This is a genomic window from uncultured Marinobacter sp., assembly GCF_947488835.1.
Classification (GTDB): domain Bacteria; phylum Pseudomonadota; class Gammaproteobacteria; order Pseudomonadales; family Oleiphilaceae; genus Marinobacter.
In genome coordinates this window covers 257299-275247 of record NZ_CANLBK010000003.1, presented here as the reverse complement: position 1 = coordinate 275247, position 17949 = coordinate 257299, and the positions used below count along the sequence as shown (strand labels likewise).

Genomic DNA, 17949 nt, shown 5'->3' with positions numbered 1-17949 from the left:
GTAGGAATATGACGAGCCAATTACATACCGTCGAGAAAATCGGCGGTACTTCAATGAGCAACTACGAAGCGGTGCGCGACAACATTATTGTTGGCGACCGCAGTAAAGAAGATCTTTATCAACGTATTTTCGTGGTGTCTGCCTACGGTGGCGTAACCAACGAGTTGCTGGAGCACAAAAAAACCGGCGAGCCGGGCGTGTATGCTTTGTTCGCCGATGCCGAATCGGATTGGGCATGGGGCGATGACCTTACCCAGTTGATCAAGTTCATCACCGATATTAACGGTGAGCTGTTTGAAGACCCTATGCTCAAGCAGCAGGCGGATCAGTTCATTACCGATCGCATTGAAGGGGTTCGTGGCTGCCTGATAGACCTGCAGCGCCTGTGTTCCTATGGCCAGTTTCAGCTGGAAGAGCATCTGTTGACCGTGAGGGAAATGCTTGCCGGCATAGGCGAAGCCCACAGTGCGTTCAACACCACCCTGAAGCTTCAGCAAGAAGGGATTAATGCTCGTTTTGTGGATCTTACGGGCTGGCGCGATACCGAATTGCTGCCGCTGGATGAAAAACTGAAGCAGGCATTCGATGCGGTAGATCTAAGCCGTGAGTTGCCCATTGTGACCGGCTACGCCCAGTGCAAAGAAGGCCTGATGCGCACCTTTGACCGAGGCTACAGTGAAATGACGTTTAGCCGGGTCGCGGTAATGACCGATGCGCGCGAGGCGATCATTCACAAGGAATATCACCTGAGCTCGGCCGATCCCAACATTGTCGGTGCCGATAAAGTGGTTCCGTTGGGGCGCACCAACTACGACGTGGCCGACCAGCTGGCAAATCTGGGTATGGAAGCCATACACCCCCGTGCCGGCAAGGGCCTGCGCCAGGCGGAGATTCCGCTGCGGGTAATGAATACCTTCGAGCCGGAGCATACTGGCACCTTGATCACCGGTGATTACGTCAGTGAAAAGCCGCAGGTAGAGATCATCGCCGGCGCCAAGGGTGTGTTCGCGATTGAGGTGTTCGACCAGGACATGCAGGGAGAGCCGGGTTCTGACCGCCGTATCCTGGATATCCTGAGCCGGTTCAAAGTGCGCTTTATGGCCAAGGACACTAACGCCAACACCATTACCCATTACGTGGGAAGCACGCTCAAGCACGTTAAGCGTGTGGTGAGTGCATTAAAAGACGAGTTCCCCAACGGTGAAATCAGCACCCGCAAAGTAGCGGTTGTTTCAGCGATTGGCAGTGATATTAAAATACCGGACATTCTTGTGCGGTCTGTCAAAGCCCTGGCTGAAGAGAAAATCAACGTGCTGGCTATGCACCAGTGCATGCGCCAGGTGGATCTTCAGTTTGTGGTGGATGAAGACAACTACGAAAAAGCGATCATCGCGTTGCACGGTGCGTTGGTTGAGCCTCACAATCACGGCTACGCTATTGTTGCCGCCTGATCGGTTGAGATCCCGGCTGCGTTCGCTGCTCGTAAAGGGCAGTGAACGGCCTTATTGCGCCACTAGTCGACATTGAGTGTGTTGTGGGCAATGCACCATGTGGTCGTTGACCATACCGGTGGCCTGCATGAACGCATAAACAATGGTTGGACCAACAAAGTTGAACCCTGCGCGTTTTAGCGCCTTCGACATAGCCTCGGATTCCGGCGTAGTAACGGGTACCTCTGCAAAGCTGGACCACTGGTTCTGAATGGGCTTGTTGCCTACGAACGACCAGAGAAACTCTGAAAACCCTGTACCTTCTTGCTGCAGTTTCAAAAAGCCTTTGGCGTTTTTGATGATCGACTGCACTTTCAGCCTGTTTCGCACAATGCCAGGATTCGCTAATAATTCCGCCACTTTGGCATCATCGTACTGAATGATTTTCTCTGGATCGAAGTCATCATAGGCAGCCCGATAGCTTTCCTGTTTGCGCAGAATGGTTATCCAGCTCAGGCCGGCCTGTTGGCCGTCCAGGCAGAGCTTTTCAAACAGAGCCAGGTCGTCGTATTCAGGTCGCCCCCACACTGTGTCGTGGTAGTGAACGTAAAGCGGATCGGTACCGCACCATGAGCAGCGCTCCGGGGGTGTTTGATTTTCCTGCGAAACTGCCATGCTACGGCCCTTCAGTCGGTATCAATGCTGTGGCTATGCCTGGATATTGCGATGAAAGATGGGCTCCCAGTGCGTATCCAGTGCCTGCGCTGAGCTCAGGCTGTAATCATCGAGGGGCGGTTCCAGCAGTGTGATCCGTGGCCATGAACCACCCTCACTATCTGCGTTTTGTCTGTACACCAGTGTGCACAAGTACCCCTCTGTATAAAATACACAGGCCTGCCAGAGGCCGTCTGGCTGGTCGCCGTAGAGCTCAAAATTCCTGCGCACCTCCAGCGTTTGAAGATTGCCCGCAATGCCACGGCCAGTGGCCTTTAACCAGGCTTCTTTCAGCGTCCAGGCTTGAAGGAACGCCTGGGAATCATCTTCCTGAAACAGCCATTCCTGTTCAACCGGGGAGAACCAGCGTTTAACCACCTTTTGCCATTGCGGGTGTCGTTTGCTGGGCTCGATGTCTATACCCACTGGCGAGCCGTATTGAGTCGCGCAGGCAGACAGCCCATGGCTATGGCTCAGGGAGAGGTGCCAACCCGCCGGGCAGGCCGCGGCCGTTGGGCGGCCTTCCACCGGGTAACACAGGTCTGGCTCCATAGAGCCTGCCTTGCTTAAAGCCTGGCGGATTAACCATCGGCTGGTAAGAAACTCAGCCGCGCGATCGCCACTGAGCTGAGCGTATCGGTCAAGTTCATGGTCTGTCAGCCAACTCGGTGCTGTGCTGGGCACTTGCCCCGTTTGATGGCACAGTTTTATGGTGGGCTTTTGCAGAACGCCTCCGGAATCAGGGTTGGAGTCGTTGAATGAGCCAGCCATCGCCTTCCCTCACGTATTCGAACCGATCGTGAAGGCGGCTGGGGCGGCCTTGCCAGAACTCAATGCGTTCAGGTACAACGCGATAGCCACCCCAAAAGCCGGGTAGTGGCACCTCGCCTTCGCTGAATTTGCGTTTCATTTCCGCCACTTTCTGCTCAAGTAGCCCTCGTGACGTGATGGCCTTGCTCTGCTCGGAAACCCAGGCGCCAATCTGGCTGCCTCTCGGGCGCGAAGCAAAGTACTTGAGGGATTCGGTTTTACTGACCTTCTCTACTTTGCCCTGAATTCGCACCTGACGATTCAGGCCGATCCAGGGAAATAGCAGTGCCGCCTGAGGGTTATCTTCAATTTCGTGGGCTTTCCGGCTTTCATAATTGGTATAGAACACAAAACCGCGGTTATCAAAGTACTTCAGCAGCACAGTGCGCAAATCGGGCATGTTGTCGGCACCCGAAGTGGCCAGTGACATGGCGTTGGGCTCAAGAATACCAGCATCGCGCGCGTCTCCGAACCAGGCTTCGAACTGTTGCACAGGATCGTTGTTCAGGGCTTCATGATCGAGCCCTTCACTTTCAAAATCGCGACGCATATCGCTGATGTCCATAAATGCCCCCTCTCGATCACTGAAAACCACAAAAGACGTGTAAAAAACTAACTGGAAATCATGCCAGGTAAGAGCGCTCAGGATATAGAGTTCGGTTTCCCATGTCAGCGGTTGCTGCACAATGGCTGACAAACAGGCGTTCTCCGGACTATCCTTGTGAGAGATTATTTGCTCTAGCCCCCCTCGTCTCAAAGGAGAAAAACGTGGCTGAAAGCCGACAGCGCAGTCGCCTTCCCGGAATTCTGATTATCGTCGCGCTTGTACTCATCCTGCTGTACAGCTTGGCGGGCTTTCTGGTGTTGCCCTGGTGGTTAAAGCGAGCTTTGCCAGATCAGCTGGAACAACACATGAGCTGGCAGACAGAGGTGGGTGATATCAACAGTAACCCGTTTGCATTGAGCGTTGAGGCCCTGAACCTTTCGGCCCAGGACAGTGATAATCAAAAGGTCGTGGGATTTGATCGTCTGTATATCAACCTGAATTTCTTTGAGTTGCTTCGCGGTATTGTCGGGTTTGAGGCGATTGAGCTGGATGAGCCGTTCATCCGGCTGGATTTGCTTGACGATTACAGCGTGAATTTCGCCCGGGACTTTCAGGCGGCCAGCGCAAGAGAAAAGGAGGCGCTTGACGAGTCCGCAGAGCCAGAGGAGGGTCAGTCGCCTCCCTCGATTTACTTTCAACAGCTCACCATCAACGGCGGTGAGTTGCTGTTCCGGGATTTCACTCAGCCAGAAATGGCAGAGTTCCGCATTCTGCCGCTGGATCTTACCTTGAGTGATCTGGCCACCTGGCAGCGGGATGATCGCAACAGCGACTACCACCTGCAGGCAGCCATAGGTGATCAGACGATCAAGTGGCAAGGCAATCTCAGTATTACGCCTCTTTATTCCAGCGGGAATCTTGCTGTTTCAGGGGTCGACCACAAAACACTCGGGCACTTCCTGACACCCTACCTGCCCTACGGTTTGCTCGGAGGTAAAGTAACCGTGGGTTCCGATTACGAGTTGCAAGCAGGGGATAGGCTGCAACTTGTCACCACGAATGGCCGGGTGCTGGTGGAAAATCTTGCAGTTGCGCCAAATAAGAAGGCTGAACAGGCGCGTTTGAATACAGCCTCAATCGCCATCGAGGATATCGGGTTTGATCTCCGGGCTCGTGCAGCCCAAGTTGGAAAAATCTCTCTGGTGCAGCCGGATATTGCGCTGGAGCGGAACAACCAGGGAGAAATTGACTGGATTGCCTCGCTTGCAGCGTTTTCCGAACAGAATGAGGCGGGCAATGAGGAGAGCGCCTCCAAATCAGGCGAGCCCGCACCAGCGGAAACTCAGCGGCCGTTTCGCTGGTCGCTTGCGGGCATCGATGTGTCTGATGGCCGAGTGCTCTGGCAGGACCAGCAGCCCGGATCGCCAGCGGAACTTGAGCTTGAACCACTGTCGCTATCTATCGGAAGCATAAACAGCGAGATGGAAGATCAGGTGCCGTATGAGCTTCAGGCGACTCTGGGCAGCGGGGGCAAGCTATCCGTTAAGGGCCAGCTGACCCCTGAGCCATTTGCGTTGGAGGCCGCCATCTCTGGCTCAGGCATTCTTCTGGCGGCGTTCGAACCCTATTTGCAGGAATCGGCCAATCTCGCAATTGCAGACGGCACACTGGGGCTGGATGGAAATCTTGATCTGGATGGTCAGCAAGAGCCTTTAACCGGCACCTTCAGTGGTACTGCTGAGGTTTCCGGGTTGAACCTCCAATTGCCGGACAGTAAGGAACCTCTTGTTTCATGGAAAACGCTGCGCCTTGCGCCCATCGAGTACAACGTGCATCCGGCGCGGCTCGAAATTGGCACGGTGACCCTCGCCCAGCCAGCGATTAATCTGGTACGCAACACGGATAACGTTCATAACCTTGCCCGGATCAGCCGGGATTCTGAAACGGATATTGCGGCCGAGCCAGCTCAGCAAGAACCCACGGATGAGTCCGGGCTGATTTTCCGTATTGGCCAGTTGGTGCTTGAACAAGGCGCACTCGACTATACAGACCGCACGTTGAAGCCGGCCTTTACAACCTCTATTGACCAGCTTAATGGCACTGTTTCCGGCCTTAGCAACGTGTCGCCCCAACAGGGCAAGATTAGCCTGAAAGGGCGAGTAGGAGGCAGTGCGAGTATGGAGCTTGATGGCACAATCGGCACTCTGGGGGCTGAAGAAACCAACAACCTCACACTGGTGATGAAGGACCTCTCCTTGCCTGCCCTTACGCCTTATTTGGGGCGGTATCTGGGCTATAGCATCGACAGCGGCAAGCTGGAACTGGATCTTGATTATGAGATTACCGGTAGCCAGATAAACGCATCGAACCGGGTGGTTATGGATCGCCTTGGTTTGGGGCAGGCGATTGCCAGTGAAGACGCCGTGAATGCACCAGTGAAAATGGGGCTGGCGCTGCTGCGGGACAACAATGGTGTTATTGAGGTGAACTTGCCCATCAGCGGCGATATGAGTAACCCTGATTTCAGAGTGGGCCAAGTGGTGATGCGCACCTTTGTAAATTTGCTGGCAAAAGCGGCAACATCGCCGTTCAGTATGCTGGGCTCCATTGCCGAGCTTGCGGGCTTGAGTGGCGAAGAGCTGGGGCAGATAGGTTTTGAGCCGGGCACCAACAGGCTGGCCCCGGGTGAGGCTGAAAAGCTGGCGGCTTTGGGCAACGCCTTGCTTGATCGGCCGAATCTGCTGCTGAACGTGCGCGGTGGTGTTTCACCCAACGCTGATGGCCTGGTGCTTCTGCGTGATGAGCTGGCAGCAAACCAAAGCGTCGAACTGACAGAACAGGCCTGGGAAGAGGCCCGCGAGGCGTATCTTGCGGGCGAGCGATCACTGGCGCCTGAGACGCTGAATAATCTCGCCAGCGCCCGCGCTGGTGTATTGATGGATATACTGCGAGACACCCACGATGTGCCAGCCAAGCAGTTGTTTCTGCTCGAGCCTTCCCGTGATGCGACGGTATCGGAAGGTGGCAAGGTTATCGTTGGGTTTACTCTGGATTCCCGCTAAGACATTCATGAAGCACATAACAGCATTCAAAAGGAACACAGCGCGTGCCTAAGGCCAGCAGTCATTTTTTTGCATACGTTTCCCGCTTGCGCTGGATTAAGCGCTGGGGGTTGATGCGCAACGCCATAGAGGAAAATGTAGCGACCCACTCCTGGGAAGTGGCTACGTTGGCCCACGCTTTGGCGCTGATTCGCAACCGGCACTTTGGCGGGCAGGTGAATGCCGACAAAATTGCCGCTGCAGCGCTGTACCACGATGCAACAGAGGTTATAACCGGCGATATGCCCACGCCCATAAAGTACCACTCCAAGGTTATGCGAGAGGCTTTTGGCGATATTGAGCATAAGGCAGAAGCGGAGCTGCTGGCATTGTTACCGGAAGACCTGCGTGAGGACTTTGCGCCCTACCTTCAGGAGTCCCAATTACCAGATGAGGATCGTGAACTGATCAAGGCAGCAGACCGTCTGTCAGCCTGGCTGAAATGCCAAGCAGAGGTGCGTGCGGGTAACCGCGAGTTTGAGCCTGCGGAGAAGCAAATCCGAGAGAGGCTTGTGCAGGAAAGGTTGCCGGAAGTGACCTACTTTATGGAAGTGTTCGCGGCCAGTTACGAAGAACCGTTGGACAACCTGCTGGGCTGAGCCCGGCAGGTTGTCCGTACGCAAGCCAGAGAATCAGGCGTTGCTGGCACCGCCTACCAAACCACCGCGCAGGCCATCCCGCTGCAGTGACTGGCGTACGGCGTCTTCCGGGCTGCCGGCCAGTTCCCGGAACATGCCCATTGAGCCCAACAGAGCAGAAGACTCGTAGGGCACAAACACGCGCTCGCCGTCTTTTGCCATGTTCGGCAATACCTTGATGTAACTCTGGCCCAGCAGGTAGCCGATAACGGTTTGCTTGTTGTCTTCAGAGTCACCCATAGCGCTCAGTACCAGGCGAATGGATTCCTGCTCACCCTGAGCACGCAAAATGGCAGATTCCTTGTCGCCCTGGGCGTTAAGAATGGCAGATTCACGCTGGCCTTGCGCCTTGGCAATAGCGGCTGATTTTTCACCTTCTGCCTCGGTTACCGTAGCTCGGCGTTTACGCTCGGCGGCCATTTGCAGGCGCATGGCCTCTTCAACTTCTTCCGGCATGCTGATGTCCTGAACCTCTACCCGAGTCAGCTTTACGCCCCACTTTGAGGCCGCTTCTTCCATTTCGGCCTGAATGGCGTTGTTCACCTCAGCGCGGGATTCAAACAGCTTATCCAGTTCCATTTTGCCCACTACTGAACGCAAGGTGGTTTTAGCCAATACTTCTACCGCTTGGCTCATGTTGGCCACTTCGTATACCGCACGGCGGGGGTCGATGATCTGGTAATAGAGCGCGCCATTGATCTTCACGGTCACGTTATCGGTGGTCACCACTGGCTGGCCGGGGAAGTCCATCACGGTTTCCCGGCGGTCGATGCGGGTTTCGTCAGTCATCATCGGGTGGTATTCCTCGCCCATGCGCATGTAGCGGATCATGGTGATGGGGCGGGGGCGTTCGACAAAGGGAATAATGATGTTTACACCACTTTCCAGAACCCGGTTGAAAGAGCCCAGACGCTCAATAACCATCACTTCTGACTGACGGATGATCACCAGCCCTTTGGCAATGATGAAAATGCCGATGGCGACAACAATGAGGCTGATGATCAGCCCGGGTGTAATAAACGCTTCCATACTTACTGTTCCTTGTGTGTGGCTGTGTGAACAATGGCGGTTGTGCCATCAAACTGACTGAAAATAACTTCGGTTCCCTCAGGGAAATCGGTGGCGCCGGTATTGTCATCTTTCAAGCGATAAAAGTCGCCGTTGATCTTGATCCCCGTAGCGCCATCGAAATCCCGCTTCAGGGTGCGATAGCGCTCTCCCTGTTCGACGCCCGTGCCAGTCGTCCCATAGGCCACGCCTTTGGGGGAAAACCGTGGGCGGATCCAGCGGATAGCGATTGGCACCAGCAGGCCCGAGAACATGCCCATTCCGACCAGTTGCCATTCGAACGACATGCCGACATAGGCAAGCACAGCAGTCAGGCCAGCAGCAATAGCCAATGCCAGCAGCAACAGCACGCCGGACGTCAACTCGGCCAGGCCCAATGCAAGGGCCAGAATCAGCCAAAAATGTGTAAGACTCCATTCCATACAGAAAGTCCGCAGGTTCAGGGTGAAAGAAATCCGCGAGATTGAACTCCCGGTAAGTGGATTGTACCCAAAAGCTCGGGCTGAGTCCGACTGGCCGGGGCGTCGTGCAATACAGAAACGCAAGGCCATATGCTGCTCAGGCGCAGTTGTTAGAGTATCTTCTCTAAGAGGCGCAACACACAACAAGAGACCAATGCCCATGAAAGATCTGAAAAACAAGGTAGCGGTAATCACCGGAGCAGGCTCCGGTATCGGTCGGGCTCTCGCCAAGGCATTGGCAGTGCGGGGCTGCAGGCTGGCGCTGTCTGATGTTAACGAGGAAGGCCTTGCTGAAACCGCCGCCGGCCTGACGGGTTCGGAGGTTAAAACCTACCGGTTGGATGTTGGCGACAGAGACGCGATATACGCCCATGCAGCGGAGGTAGTGAAAGATTTCGGCCAGGTTAATGTGATTATCAACAACGCTGGCGTAGCACTCTCGGCAACGGTGAGAGAGATGTCTGATGAAGACTTCGAGTGGATTATGGATATCGACTTCTGGGGTGTCGCCCACGGCACAAGAGCCTTCCTGCCCCATCTGATTGCGTCGGGTGATGGCCACGTGGTGAATATCTCCAGTGTGTTTGGCCTGATCGGCGTACCTACGCAAAGCGCCTACAATGCAGCAAAATTTGCGGTTCGTGGCTTTACAGAATCCTTGCGTCAGGAAATGAGAATGGAGAAGCAGCCAGTGGCTGTAAGCTGTGTGCACCCAGGCGGTATTCGTACCAATATTGCCAATTCTGCGCGCATGAGCAGGCTGGAAAGCGCGACAGAGTTGCGTAAAGGGTTCGACCAAATAGCCATGACCACGCCGGAAAAAGCGGCCGAAACCATTGTTAAAGGCATTCTCAAAAACGAATCCCGCATTCTGGTCGGGCCAGATGCCTGGGGTATCGATGTCGTTAATCGGTTGCTGGGGTCTGCCTACCAGCCGCTGGTGGAACGCTTCACCCGCAACAAGCTGATTATCTGATCGCTATTATCGGATTGTGAAGAAAGGCGGGTATGCCGGCTGCTGGCATACCCGCCCAAGTGCGGTATCCTTGAACTGGAACCCCCATCCTGCACGGAGCCGCATCCCGTTATGTGCGAACTATTGGCCATGAGTGCCAACACCCCCACCGATCTTTGTTTCAGCTTCACCGGCCTGACCCGTAGGGGCGGCGACACCGGCCCTCACAAGGACGGCTGGGGTGTGGCTTTTTATGAAGGCAAGGGTGTGCGGGCCTTCCACGATGTGGACGCCAGCTCGAACTCACGGCTTGCCGAAGTGGTGCAGACCCACCCCATCAAAAGCGAAGTGGCCATCTGCCATATCCGCCAGGCCAATGTAGGTGACATTTGTCTGGCCAATACCCACCCGTTCAAACGCGAACTCTGGGGCCGCTACTGGGTTTTTGCCCACAATGGCCAGCTTTCCGAGTTCCGGCCATCATCGGGTTTCTACGAGCCGGTTGGCGACACAGACAGCGAGGCCCTGTTCTGCGATATTCTCAACCACCTGCGTAAGCAGTGTGACCGGGATGAGCCGATTGAGGTTATTACACAACACTTGGTAGAGCTGTCGCAGGGATATGCGGAGCAAGGCGTTTTCAACTTGCTGCTGAGTAACGGCGACTGGCTGTTCACCTACTGCAGCACCAAAATGGCCAGCATCACCCGTCGCGCACCCTTTGGCCCCGCGAGGTTAAAGGATGCCGACGTAATTGTGGATTTCGAATCAGAAACCACCCCGAACGATATCGTCAGCGTGATTGTAACCGAGCCCCTGACCAGCGATGAGAAGTGGGATGTTTACCAACCCGGTGAATGGCGTTTGTGGCGGAAAGGGATAGTGGAAGCCAAAGGCATTGCAGCGAACGCGCAGAGCGCGGGGGCTTGAAGCTGGGCAGGCCGGCTCTACATGGCCAGCCTGCGTGTTTGCATCCTTGAATTACTGCAGGGTTTTGCGATTCCCACCCTGGTACTGAGGCGCTATATAAGACTGGATCTCCTCCTTGAAACGTGCGATTAGCTCGCTGTTGTCGTGATCCCATGGGTGGTACCCCGGCTTGAAGTAACTGAGCCAGACCGGAACCAGGCTTGAGAAGGTGCCATTTTTTCCCCATGTACGCCACAGGCCTTTGGCGGTATCGGTAATCGAGAAGCCTTTGGCGTCGTTCAGCATCAATCGGCCGGTGAAATAAGAGGTCATGACCCCTAGTGCCGCTGTGCTGAACACCAGATAAAAGGTTCTTTCGGCGTAGGTGCCCCCAACTTCCTGAAACACATCGTAAGCCACCGCCTTGTGCTCGGTTTCCTCGATAGCGTGCCATGCCCAGAGTGGGCGCATGGTTTCGTGCATGCCCTCACGCACATCGTCACGCTCCAGAAGCATATCCGCCATCATGGCCGTCATGTGCTCAAGGGCACAGGTAATGGCCAGTTGGTGGCGCTTTGGCAGCAGTTTGGTGGCGTCCAGAACCACTTTGAGATGCTTTTCCATGTCCTCAATCGGCATGCCCTGATCCCGCACATGCTGGTTCATGGCCATATGCTCCAGGGAGTGCATGGCCTCCTGGCCGATAAAACCCCGCACTTCGGCTTTCAGTTTGGGATCGTTAATCTGATCCCGATAGGCACGCACAGAGTCCACAAAAAACTGCTCGCCCTGAGGAAAGAGCACCGAAAGTGCGTTCATCATGTGGCTCAGAAAAGGGCTCTCCTCCAACCAGTACTGGGGCACCTGCTCATCAAACTCGAACCCCATACGTTGAGCCTTGATGTTGACGTTATCCGGCGTTTTTGATGCCCGGTTTGCTGCGGCAACCTGCTTTTCGACGGCTTTTGTACTCAGCATGGGTCTACTCCTCACATTGGCTGATGACATGGCTTCAGTGTGTCGGAGTCCACTGTCGGGATGAATGCGAAAGCAGGCCGGTCACCATTCAAAATAGGACAGAGCGGCATAAAAGTTGGCCAACGTGACGGAACACCAGGTGCAACCGGCCCCACTGCCATGGCTGCGGGCTTCTGCTAGAGTCTTTGTGACGTATTCATTCAGGCAAGCAAGGGCAACCTATGGCGATCTCCGGGTCGGAAAAAGAACGGCAGATGCTGGGACTATTCCTGGTGCCGGGCGTGTATATGCGGTTATTGGCCCAGACTGTAAGGCAGCTTGGCCATAACGAGCGCCTGCTCTACGAAGGCCTGAACTTCAGCTCCGACGACCTGAAAGCTAACGACAGCCGAGTGTTTGTGACCGATGCCATCGTGATGGCCGAGCGTGCCGTGAAGCTGGCGGGCAAAGATGGGCTGAGTTTCGTACTAGCCCGGGAGCTGCGGGTTACCATCCACGGCACTCTGGGGTTTGCTGCATTAACCAGCCCCACCCTTGCCGGGGCCCTTGATTCTGTTCGCCGTTATCTACAGCTAAGAGCACCGTTTCTGAGCATGAGCCAGGCAGAAACCGAAGACAGTGTACTCGTGAAGCTATGCACGGAATTCGAAGTGCCCGGCCTTGATCCGTTTCTGGTAGAAACCGTGTGTGCAACACTGGTGATGCTCACGGAACAACTGCTCGACCGCAGCGATGCGGAAAACCGCGGATTTTCCACGAGCGACGGTAAACTGCCCGGCGTCAGCGTGCGCCTGAAGGGCCCTGAGCCCGCCTACTACCGCCAGTTTGCAGACCAGTTGCCCGTTACATTCGAGTATAACCAGCCAGACGAATTACTGGTGCTCCCGAAAGCACTACTGGATGTGCGCATGAGACTGGCCGATGCAGACGCCTCCCGCATGGCCAGCGATGAGTGCGAATATGAATTACAGAAAGCACTAAAAGAACAGGGCGACCTGGCCCTCGCCGTACGCAACCTGCTGCGCCTGATGCCAGGGCCACTGCCCTCGCTGGAGGTCATGGCAGAACGCTTCTGCGTCTCCTCACGCACACTAAAGCGCCGTCTGGCGGACCGCGAAACCAGCTACCGCGAAATCGTGGAATCAGTACTCAAAGACCGCGCCATTCAACTATTGCGCTACACCAACCAATCCGTGAGCGAAATCGCCTACGAACTGGGCTACGCCGACCTCTCCAACTTCAGTCGAGCGTTCAAAAAATGGACCGGAAAATCCGCCAGCGAATTCCGGGAAGGCGGCCCCGACCCAGCACCAGAGCTGGGGCCATGACACCTTTCTAAACGATGCAGTGCCCGGAGTTATCTCAATTGTTCGAAGGCTGGAGGGCCAGGTTTATTCTCCGCCAGGAAAAAGATGTCTGAGCGCAGCGAGTTGTTTTTCCCAAGGAGAATAAACCTGGCCCTCTAGCCCGGCACCATAATGAATAGGCCTTGTGGAATTCAAAACCCACCCCATATAAAAACCACAAATAACCGATACCGGAGCCATAATGCTCAACCGCCCAGATACGCACAGCAAACTGTTTGGATACCTACTCTGGATCTTCGGATTTCTGGGCGCACACCGTTTTTATTACGGCAAACCCATCACCGGAACCATCTGGTTTTTTACGTTCGGATTCTTTCTGATCGGCTGGATAATCGACTTCTTCCTGATCCCCTCCATGGACGAACAGGCAGACAGCAGGTTTAGAGAAGGCGAAGTCGACTACAACATCGGCTGGTTGCTACTCACCTTCACCGGCGTATTTGGCTTACACCGGATGTACATGGGCAAATGGATCACAGGCATCATCTACCTGTTGACCGGCGGCCTCTTCCTGATTGGAATTCTCTACGACTTCTGGACCTTGAATGACCAGATTTCAGAGCGGAACCGCGAAGTGAAGTTCAACTAGCCATATCCTGCTCCAACTCCACCAAACCGTCCTCCAGATAATCCAGCATCCTCTGGAGGCTCGGTAAGGTGCGGCGACAACCAATCAGGCCAAACTCCACCTGATCGTTGTAGCTGGTCAGTGTCATATTCAATGCCATGCGATCCATGGCAATCGATACCGGATACATACCCTCCAGCTTGGCGCCGTTCCAGTAAGAGGTTTCTTTTGGCCCGGGTACGTTGGAAATCACCACATTGAACGTTTGCCACTTTGGAACCATGCCAGTAAGAAGGTGAAAGCACGCCGGCGCCAAGGTAAGAGCGGTGTAGTTGAGAATCTCTTCAGGCGACATGTGGGCATAACGTTCCTTTGCTTCCTGTATGCCTTGGTGAATCTTCCTGAGCCGCTCACCAGCGTGGCTTTCATCCGTGTGCAGATTGGCCAGAATAACGCCCACGTGATTGCCTTCCGCTTGATCCTCCCCTGACTTCTGATACTTGCGCAAAGAAACCGGAACCATCGCAATCAATGGCTTTTCTGGCAGCGCATCCAGGTTCATCAAATAGGTACGCAAAGCACTGGCGCACATAGCGGTGACCACATCGTTCACAGTTGCGTTGTACCCATGGCAAACCGCTTTGATGCGTTTCAGGCAGTAAGACTGAGCTGCGAATCGACGGGAGCCGGTAATTTTTCGATTCAAAACGCTGCGTGGCGCATGGAACATAGAGTTGTATACAGGGTCTTTGCGGGCCTTATTCACCGAGCGCAGTAATTCCCGAGCGACTGCCGGCACAGTCCCAAGCTGCTTCCCTGATTCCCCGAGTAAATGGCTGATACTCTGCCAGAGCGAGGGGCTGCTTCTGCCCCCGCTTTGCCCTTGTCGTACAGCCATGTCCCAAACGGGCGGCATGTTGCGCTTGGAGGGATCCGAAGACAGCATTTTCTGAGTCATTCTCATGGCGGAAATGCCATCCACCAGGGAATGGTGCACCTTCACGTAAACCGCAAACTGCCTGTCGCCAAGCCCCTCAATAAGATGGAACTCCCACAAGGGCCGCTCCCGATCCATCAGGTGGGAGTGCTCGGCGGAAACAAACGCAAGTAACTCACGAATACGACCGGGTGTAGGCAAGGCCTCAAAGCGGAAGTGGTGCTCCAGATCCAGGTGTTCGTCGTGCACCCACACAGGTTGCGCCAAACGACTGTCTAGCCGCAGGTTGAAAGGCGCCGTTACTTGCGTGTCTTTTCGCAGTTGCTCCGCGAGCCTTGCGACATAATCGTCAGGCGCGTCCTCGGGAAACGAAAAAATCTGCAGCCCACCCACATGCATGGGTTGCTGGCGCTTTTCCAGCCAGAGAAAAAGTTGGTCGGTGGGGCTGAGAGGCTTCACGGTCGACATCCTTTTTATGATTGTTTTTCTGATCCTGCTCTAACACAGAGAATAGCAGCATCGGACTAGCTTATACGCCGAAGCATCTGCATGGGTACCCGATAACGCATACCCCGGGACTTGCCCGTGCCGTCCACAGTACAGGTTTTGCGGTTAACTCGCGTAATATCGCCCTGAAATTCCCGCAAACCCTGGTCGAAGGCCACAGCTTCGCCAAGGTTCCACGCCGCCTTCTGTTTATTGATATCAGGCATTTCGAAAGACTGCTGAGGCAGATCGATGCCCTGCTGTTCCGCGCGCTCCGCTAATACTTCTCGCACGACACCTGCTTCTCCATTCTCATGCAGACCATCAAGAATGTTATAGAAGTGCCGGTTGTGAACCGAGCCAGGAAACCTGTGGCCCGCACTGTGTTGCAGCAAATGGGCGAACTCATGGCAGCAGGTGTGTGCCAGCAGATTCAGTGTATTCAGCTCACCGTCGAAATATCCGCGCCTGTGGATCTCCCGGCTGGAGAGCCAGCCGCTCGCTGTGGCGGGATGGTGTTTGGCCTGAATCATGCGAAGGCCATAAGTGATCTGGTGCTGCTTTGGCTGTGGGTTAAAGCGGTGATAGGTCGCCTGGCCTGAGCCTACCCGGCACACCAGAGTGCTCCCGGGCGCTTGTGCCTGAACCTGGTTTGCAGCGGGTTGCCAGAGAATCTGCTCTGTAACAGTGCACATCAGCGCGCCTAGCTGACGCATTTGAGATTTCGGGTGTTTCATGTCAATCGAAGGACTACGCGCCTCATGATCAGGTAAATCGGTTTTGTTAGGGTACCTGCCAATTTACTAGATTCTCGGCGACGAGTCAGACAAAACGTCACCAGATAAAAATAAGTGGTGACAGTTTGTCTGAAGGCGACGGATTAAATTCCGGCCGAGACTGTCTTGGCGATTTCATCGAAGTCATCTTCAGGGAAGCTGAAAATAAGAATGGAGTCGGAGTGTGTTTCGCTGATCAGATAGCCAGTCACATAGTTGCGATTTTTTGCAGCAAACCCCGTGAAGCCAGAGGGGAGAATCATTGGCGTTGTGTTGGTGGATGCAGATTCAGAGCTGAGTTTAAGCTCGTTCAGAAAAGCTTCCGCTGACTTGGAGCCTTCGGGGACAGGTTCAATGCGGATGAACCCAACGGCTTTTCCTTTACGGAAGAGGGATGTGTCATTTTCATCAATACGCACTGCATCGAATAAAGAAGAACCCACAGACACCGAGTAATCCTGACTTCGCGAAAACGATATCAGCTGAACCGAGCTGCAGCCCGATAAAAACAGTAAAAATATGGCTGTGCTAAAGAGTTTCATTTTTTCAGGCTTCCTTGTCTTATCTGAAAGAGGGTTCCAGCAAGCTCCGGAATGGTGACCCGCGAACGAAATTATTGGGAAACCTTCACGCCATTAATGCGAGCAGAATCTGAACCTTCCGTCGGCCCTTGGAAGGTAATGAGGGATTGGGCAGAGCCATCAGGCACGATGAAAATTGTTCTAAAATCTCCTTGAACTACGCCAAATGCCTGAGCGTCAGGAATAGACTCTATCCAGATTGGTTTGCTGGATCCCTGAGCTGCGCTTTCATATAGAGCTTTAGATGTTTCACTCGCAGTGTCTGAGCTAACTGTGTTGGGGATCTCGTCTGATTTGACGAAGCCGATGATCCGGTTATTCCTCAAAAAAAGGAGCTCACCGTCCCTCACCTTAACGGAGGAAAACATATCGTCTGGCACTTCTATGGATATTTCGCCATATGGCTGGATGATCAATGAAGAATGGGACGCGCAGCCCGAGAGCAGAAGCAAAAAAGCTATAACTAGACCGATCCTTGACATAGCGGAAAACTCATCTCAAAGTCGTTTCGATAGAGGTTCTGAACTGGCCAGAACGGACATTCCGGCACAGCCAGCTTACCCTCACTTCATTCTGCAGAAAAGGTTTTCCTGCCTCGCGAATCAGGCGTAAAGCCCATTTTGTGATCCTACGAGTTGGCCGCAGCAGATCCTGCGGGGAAGGAACAGCATCAATCCACTTGCTGCAATCAACCGTTTCGACAAGCATGTGGGCAATCGCCCGGACCGTCTCTTCAGTTACGCTGCTTTCAGTGAAACCCGAAGCAACTGATTGGCCGTAGAATGCCTTCATTATCGCTCTGGTTTTATCAATATCTTCGGACGATAATTGAGTGTCCATATTTTCATCCTTGAAAATATAGAAGGGGCCCCTCCAGAGAGGCCCCTTCTGGGGTTATTACGCCTCGATCGGCGAACGCCAGTCGTCAGCACCGGAAGTGCCTGCAACTGCGTGCTCCCAGGTTACCTTGCGGTAGGACAGGGAAACGGTAACCAGCTGGGTGAAGTCAGCGCTGGCTGCGTCCTGACAGTGTGGCATGGTGCAGTTGATGTCGATGATGGTGGCATCTTCCAGGATGGTGGAGAAGAAATGCTCCTGCTTGCCTTCAACAGACGTGCGGTACCACTTGAGCTCAACCTTTGGCAGCATTTCGCCAGAAGCCAGAGCGTTGTACATCAGCGGTGTGGCTTTGTTCAGCGCGGATGTGAACTTGAACGGCTTGTGTACACGCTGGCCGGAAGGCTGGCCGGACTGGGGATCGGTAGGAACGGTAACAACGTGGCTGAATTCCTGAACCAGTACTTCGTCTTCATGACCTTCAACGTAGATGTTGCCTACGGAATCGGACGTGAATGCACCAGCGGTGATGTTGCCCTGAGTTTTACCTTCGATCGAGATATAACAAGGAGTTGGCATAGTCTGCTCCATGACGTTTTAATGAATGAATGTCCTTGGGTGTTCCCTGGACAAAAAGATATAAACAAAGCCCGTGCCAGGTTGGTAAAGTTCTTTAAAAACAGTATCTAAAAGGTTTTCCGCAAAGCGCTGTTCTGCGATGGGCAAGCTTATGCTCGGCCCTGGGGCGATAAATTGCTCCCCGGGCGAATATTTGCCTGGGCAAAT

Annotated in this window: 19 protein-coding genes; 7 read left to right on the top strand and 12 right to left on the bottom strand. The window is 54.3% G+C overall.

Annotation, left to right across the window (positions count from 1 at the left end; all coding sequences use genetic code 11):
- The first annotated feature begins 8 nt into the window (after positions 1 to 8).
- Positions 9 to 1451 carry an aspartate kinase gene (locus Q0824_RS12725; RefSeq protein WP_298451160.1) on the top strand — a complete coding sequence of 481 codons (1443 nt, stop codon included), beginning with the start codon at positions 9 to 11 and terminating at the stop codon, positions 1449 to 1451.
- Positions 1452 to 1502: 51 nt separating this feature from the next.
- On the opposite strand, the gene Q0824_RS12720 is transcribed toward Q0824_RS12725, so the two are convergent.
- The 3 genes from Q0824_RS12720 to pdxH are packed head-to-tail and all read right to left on the bottom strand — an operon-like array spanning position 1503 to position 3519.
- A complete protein-coding gene (locus Q0824_RS12720; protein ID WP_298451157.1) occupies positions 1503 to 2105 on the bottom strand; it encodes a DNA-3-methyladenine glycosylase I in 603 nt (200 codons plus the stop codon).
- Positions 2106 to 2138: 33 nt separating this feature from the next.
- Entirely contained in the window at positions 2139 to 2915 is a 777-nt protein-coding gene (locus tag Q0824_RS12715; RefSeq protein ID WP_298451153.1) for a 4'-phosphopantetheinyl transferase superfamily protein, read from the bottom strand.
- Positions 2884 to 3519 carry a pyridoxamine 5'-phosphate oxidase gene (gene pdxH / locus Q0824_RS12710; RefSeq protein ID WP_298451678.1) on the bottom strand — a complete coding sequence of 212 codons (636 nt, stop codon included), beginning with the start codon at positions 3517 to 3519 and terminating at the stop codon, positions 2884 to 2886. The genes Q0824_RS12715 and pdxH overlap by 32 nt, the downstream gene beginning before the upstream one ends.
- A gap of 203 nt (positions 3520 to 3722) precedes the next feature.
- Here pdxH and Q0824_RS12705 point away from each other — a divergent pair, with 203 nt between their 5' ends.
- Together Q0824_RS12705 and yfbR are read left to right on the top strand one after the other, a co-directional pair.
- Complete coding sequence (locus tag Q0824_RS12705; RefSeq protein WP_298451150.1) at positions 3723 to 6563, top strand: DUF748 domain-containing protein; 2841 nt, start codon at positions 3723 to 3725, stop codon at positions 6561 to 6563.
- A gap of 44 nt (positions 6564 to 6607) precedes the next feature.
- Positions 6608 to 7201 carry a 5'-deoxynucleotidase gene (gene yfbR / locus Q0824_RS12700; RefSeq protein WP_298451148.1) on the top strand — a complete coding sequence of 198 codons (594 nt, stop codon included), beginning with the start codon at positions 6608 to 6610 and terminating at the stop codon, positions 7199 to 7201.
- A 33-nt stretch (positions 7202 to 7234) separates the two neighbouring features.
- On the opposite strand, the gene Q0824_RS12695 is transcribed toward yfbR, so the two are convergent.
- Positions 7235 to 8269: an SPFH domain-containing protein gene (locus Q0824_RS12695; protein ID WP_298451145.1), complete on the bottom strand. Its 1035-nt coding sequence runs from the start codon at positions 8267 to 8269 to the stop codon at positions 7235 to 7237.
- Between the two features lie 2 nt (positions 8270 to 8271).
- On the bottom strand, positions 8272 to 8730 hold the full coding sequence (locus Q0824_RS12690; RefSeq protein WP_298451142.1) for a nodulation efficiency, NfeD-like protein: 459 nt from the start codon (positions 8728 to 8730) through the stop codon (positions 8272 to 8274).
- A 199-nt stretch (positions 8731 to 8929) separates the two neighbouring features.
- On the opposite strand from Q0824_RS12690, the gene Q0824_RS12685 reads away from it, so the two are divergent.
- Complete coding sequence (locus Q0824_RS12685) at positions 8930 to 9745, top strand: SDR family NAD(P)-dependent oxidoreductase (RefSeq protein WP_298451137.1); 816 nt, start codon at positions 8930 to 8932, stop codon at positions 9743 to 9745.
- Positions 9746 to 9856: 111 nt separating this feature from the next.
- Entirely contained in the window at positions 9857 to 10654 is a 798-nt protein-coding gene (locus tag Q0824_RS12680) for a class II glutamine amidotransferase (protein WP_298451134.1), read from the top strand.
- A 51-nt stretch (positions 10655 to 10705) separates the two neighbouring features.
- On the opposite strand, the gene Q0824_RS12675 is transcribed toward Q0824_RS12680, so the two are convergent.
- Positions 10706 to 11611 carry a metal-dependent hydrolase gene (locus Q0824_RS12675; protein ID WP_298451131.1) on the bottom strand — a complete coding sequence of 302 codons (906 nt, stop codon included), beginning with the start codon at positions 11609 to 11611 and terminating at the stop codon, positions 10706 to 10708.
- 221 nt (positions 11612 to 11832) lie between these two features.
- Here Q0824_RS12675 and Q0824_RS12670 point away from each other — a divergent pair, with 221 nt between their 5' ends.
- Entirely contained in the window at positions 11833 to 12939 is a 1107-nt protein-coding gene (locus tag Q0824_RS12670; RefSeq protein ID WP_298451128.1) for an AraC family transcriptional regulator, read from the top strand.
- Positions 12940 to 13159: 220 nt separating this feature from the next.
- Complete coding sequence (locus Q0824_RS12665; protein WP_298451125.1) at positions 13160 to 13567, top strand: NINE protein; 408 nt, start codon at positions 13160 to 13162, stop codon at positions 13565 to 13567.
- Here the strand turns inward: Q0824_RS12665 and Q0824_RS12660 are convergent.
- From Q0824_RS12660 to Q0824_RS12635, 6 genes are all read right to left on the bottom strand, one after another.
- Positions 13560 to 14942 carry a wax ester/triacylglycerol synthase family O-acyltransferase gene (locus tag Q0824_RS12660; RefSeq protein WP_298451123.1) on the bottom strand — a complete coding sequence of 461 codons (1383 nt, stop codon included), beginning with the start codon at positions 14940 to 14942 and terminating at the stop codon, positions 13560 to 13562. The two genes, Q0824_RS12665 and Q0824_RS12660, sit on opposite strands and share 8 nt — an antisense overlap.
- A gap of 65 nt (positions 14943 to 15007) precedes the next feature.
- Complete coding sequence (locus Q0824_RS12655) at positions 15008 to 15664, bottom strand: hypothetical protein (RefSeq protein WP_298451121.1); 657 nt, start codon at positions 15662 to 15664, stop codon at positions 15008 to 15010.
- Between the two features lie 185 nt (positions 15665 to 15849).
- Positions 15850 to 16194 (bottom strand): hypothetical protein, encoded by a 345-nt coding sequence (locus Q0824_RS12650; protein WP_298451118.1) that lies wholly within the window; start codon positions 16192 to 16194, stop codon positions 15850 to 15852.
- Between the two features lie 164 nt (positions 16195 to 16358).
- Complete coding sequence (locus Q0824_RS12645; protein ID WP_298451116.1) at positions 16359 to 16808, bottom strand: hypothetical protein; 450 nt, start codon at positions 16806 to 16808, stop codon at positions 16359 to 16361.
- Between the two features lie 10 nt (positions 16809 to 16818).
- The gene (locus tag Q0824_RS12640) at positions 16819 to 17166 is read right to left on the bottom strand and encodes a hypothetical protein (protein ID WP_298451113.1); all 348 of its coding nucleotides are present in this window, start codon (positions 17164 to 17166) and stop codon (positions 16819 to 16821) included.
- 57 nt (positions 17167 to 17223) lie between these two features.
- A complete protein-coding gene (locus Q0824_RS12635; RefSeq protein ID WP_298451110.1) occupies positions 17224 to 17742 on the bottom strand; it encodes an Hcp family type VI secretion system effector in 519 nt (172 codons plus the stop codon).
- Positions 17743 to 17949: the final 207 nt, after the last annotated feature.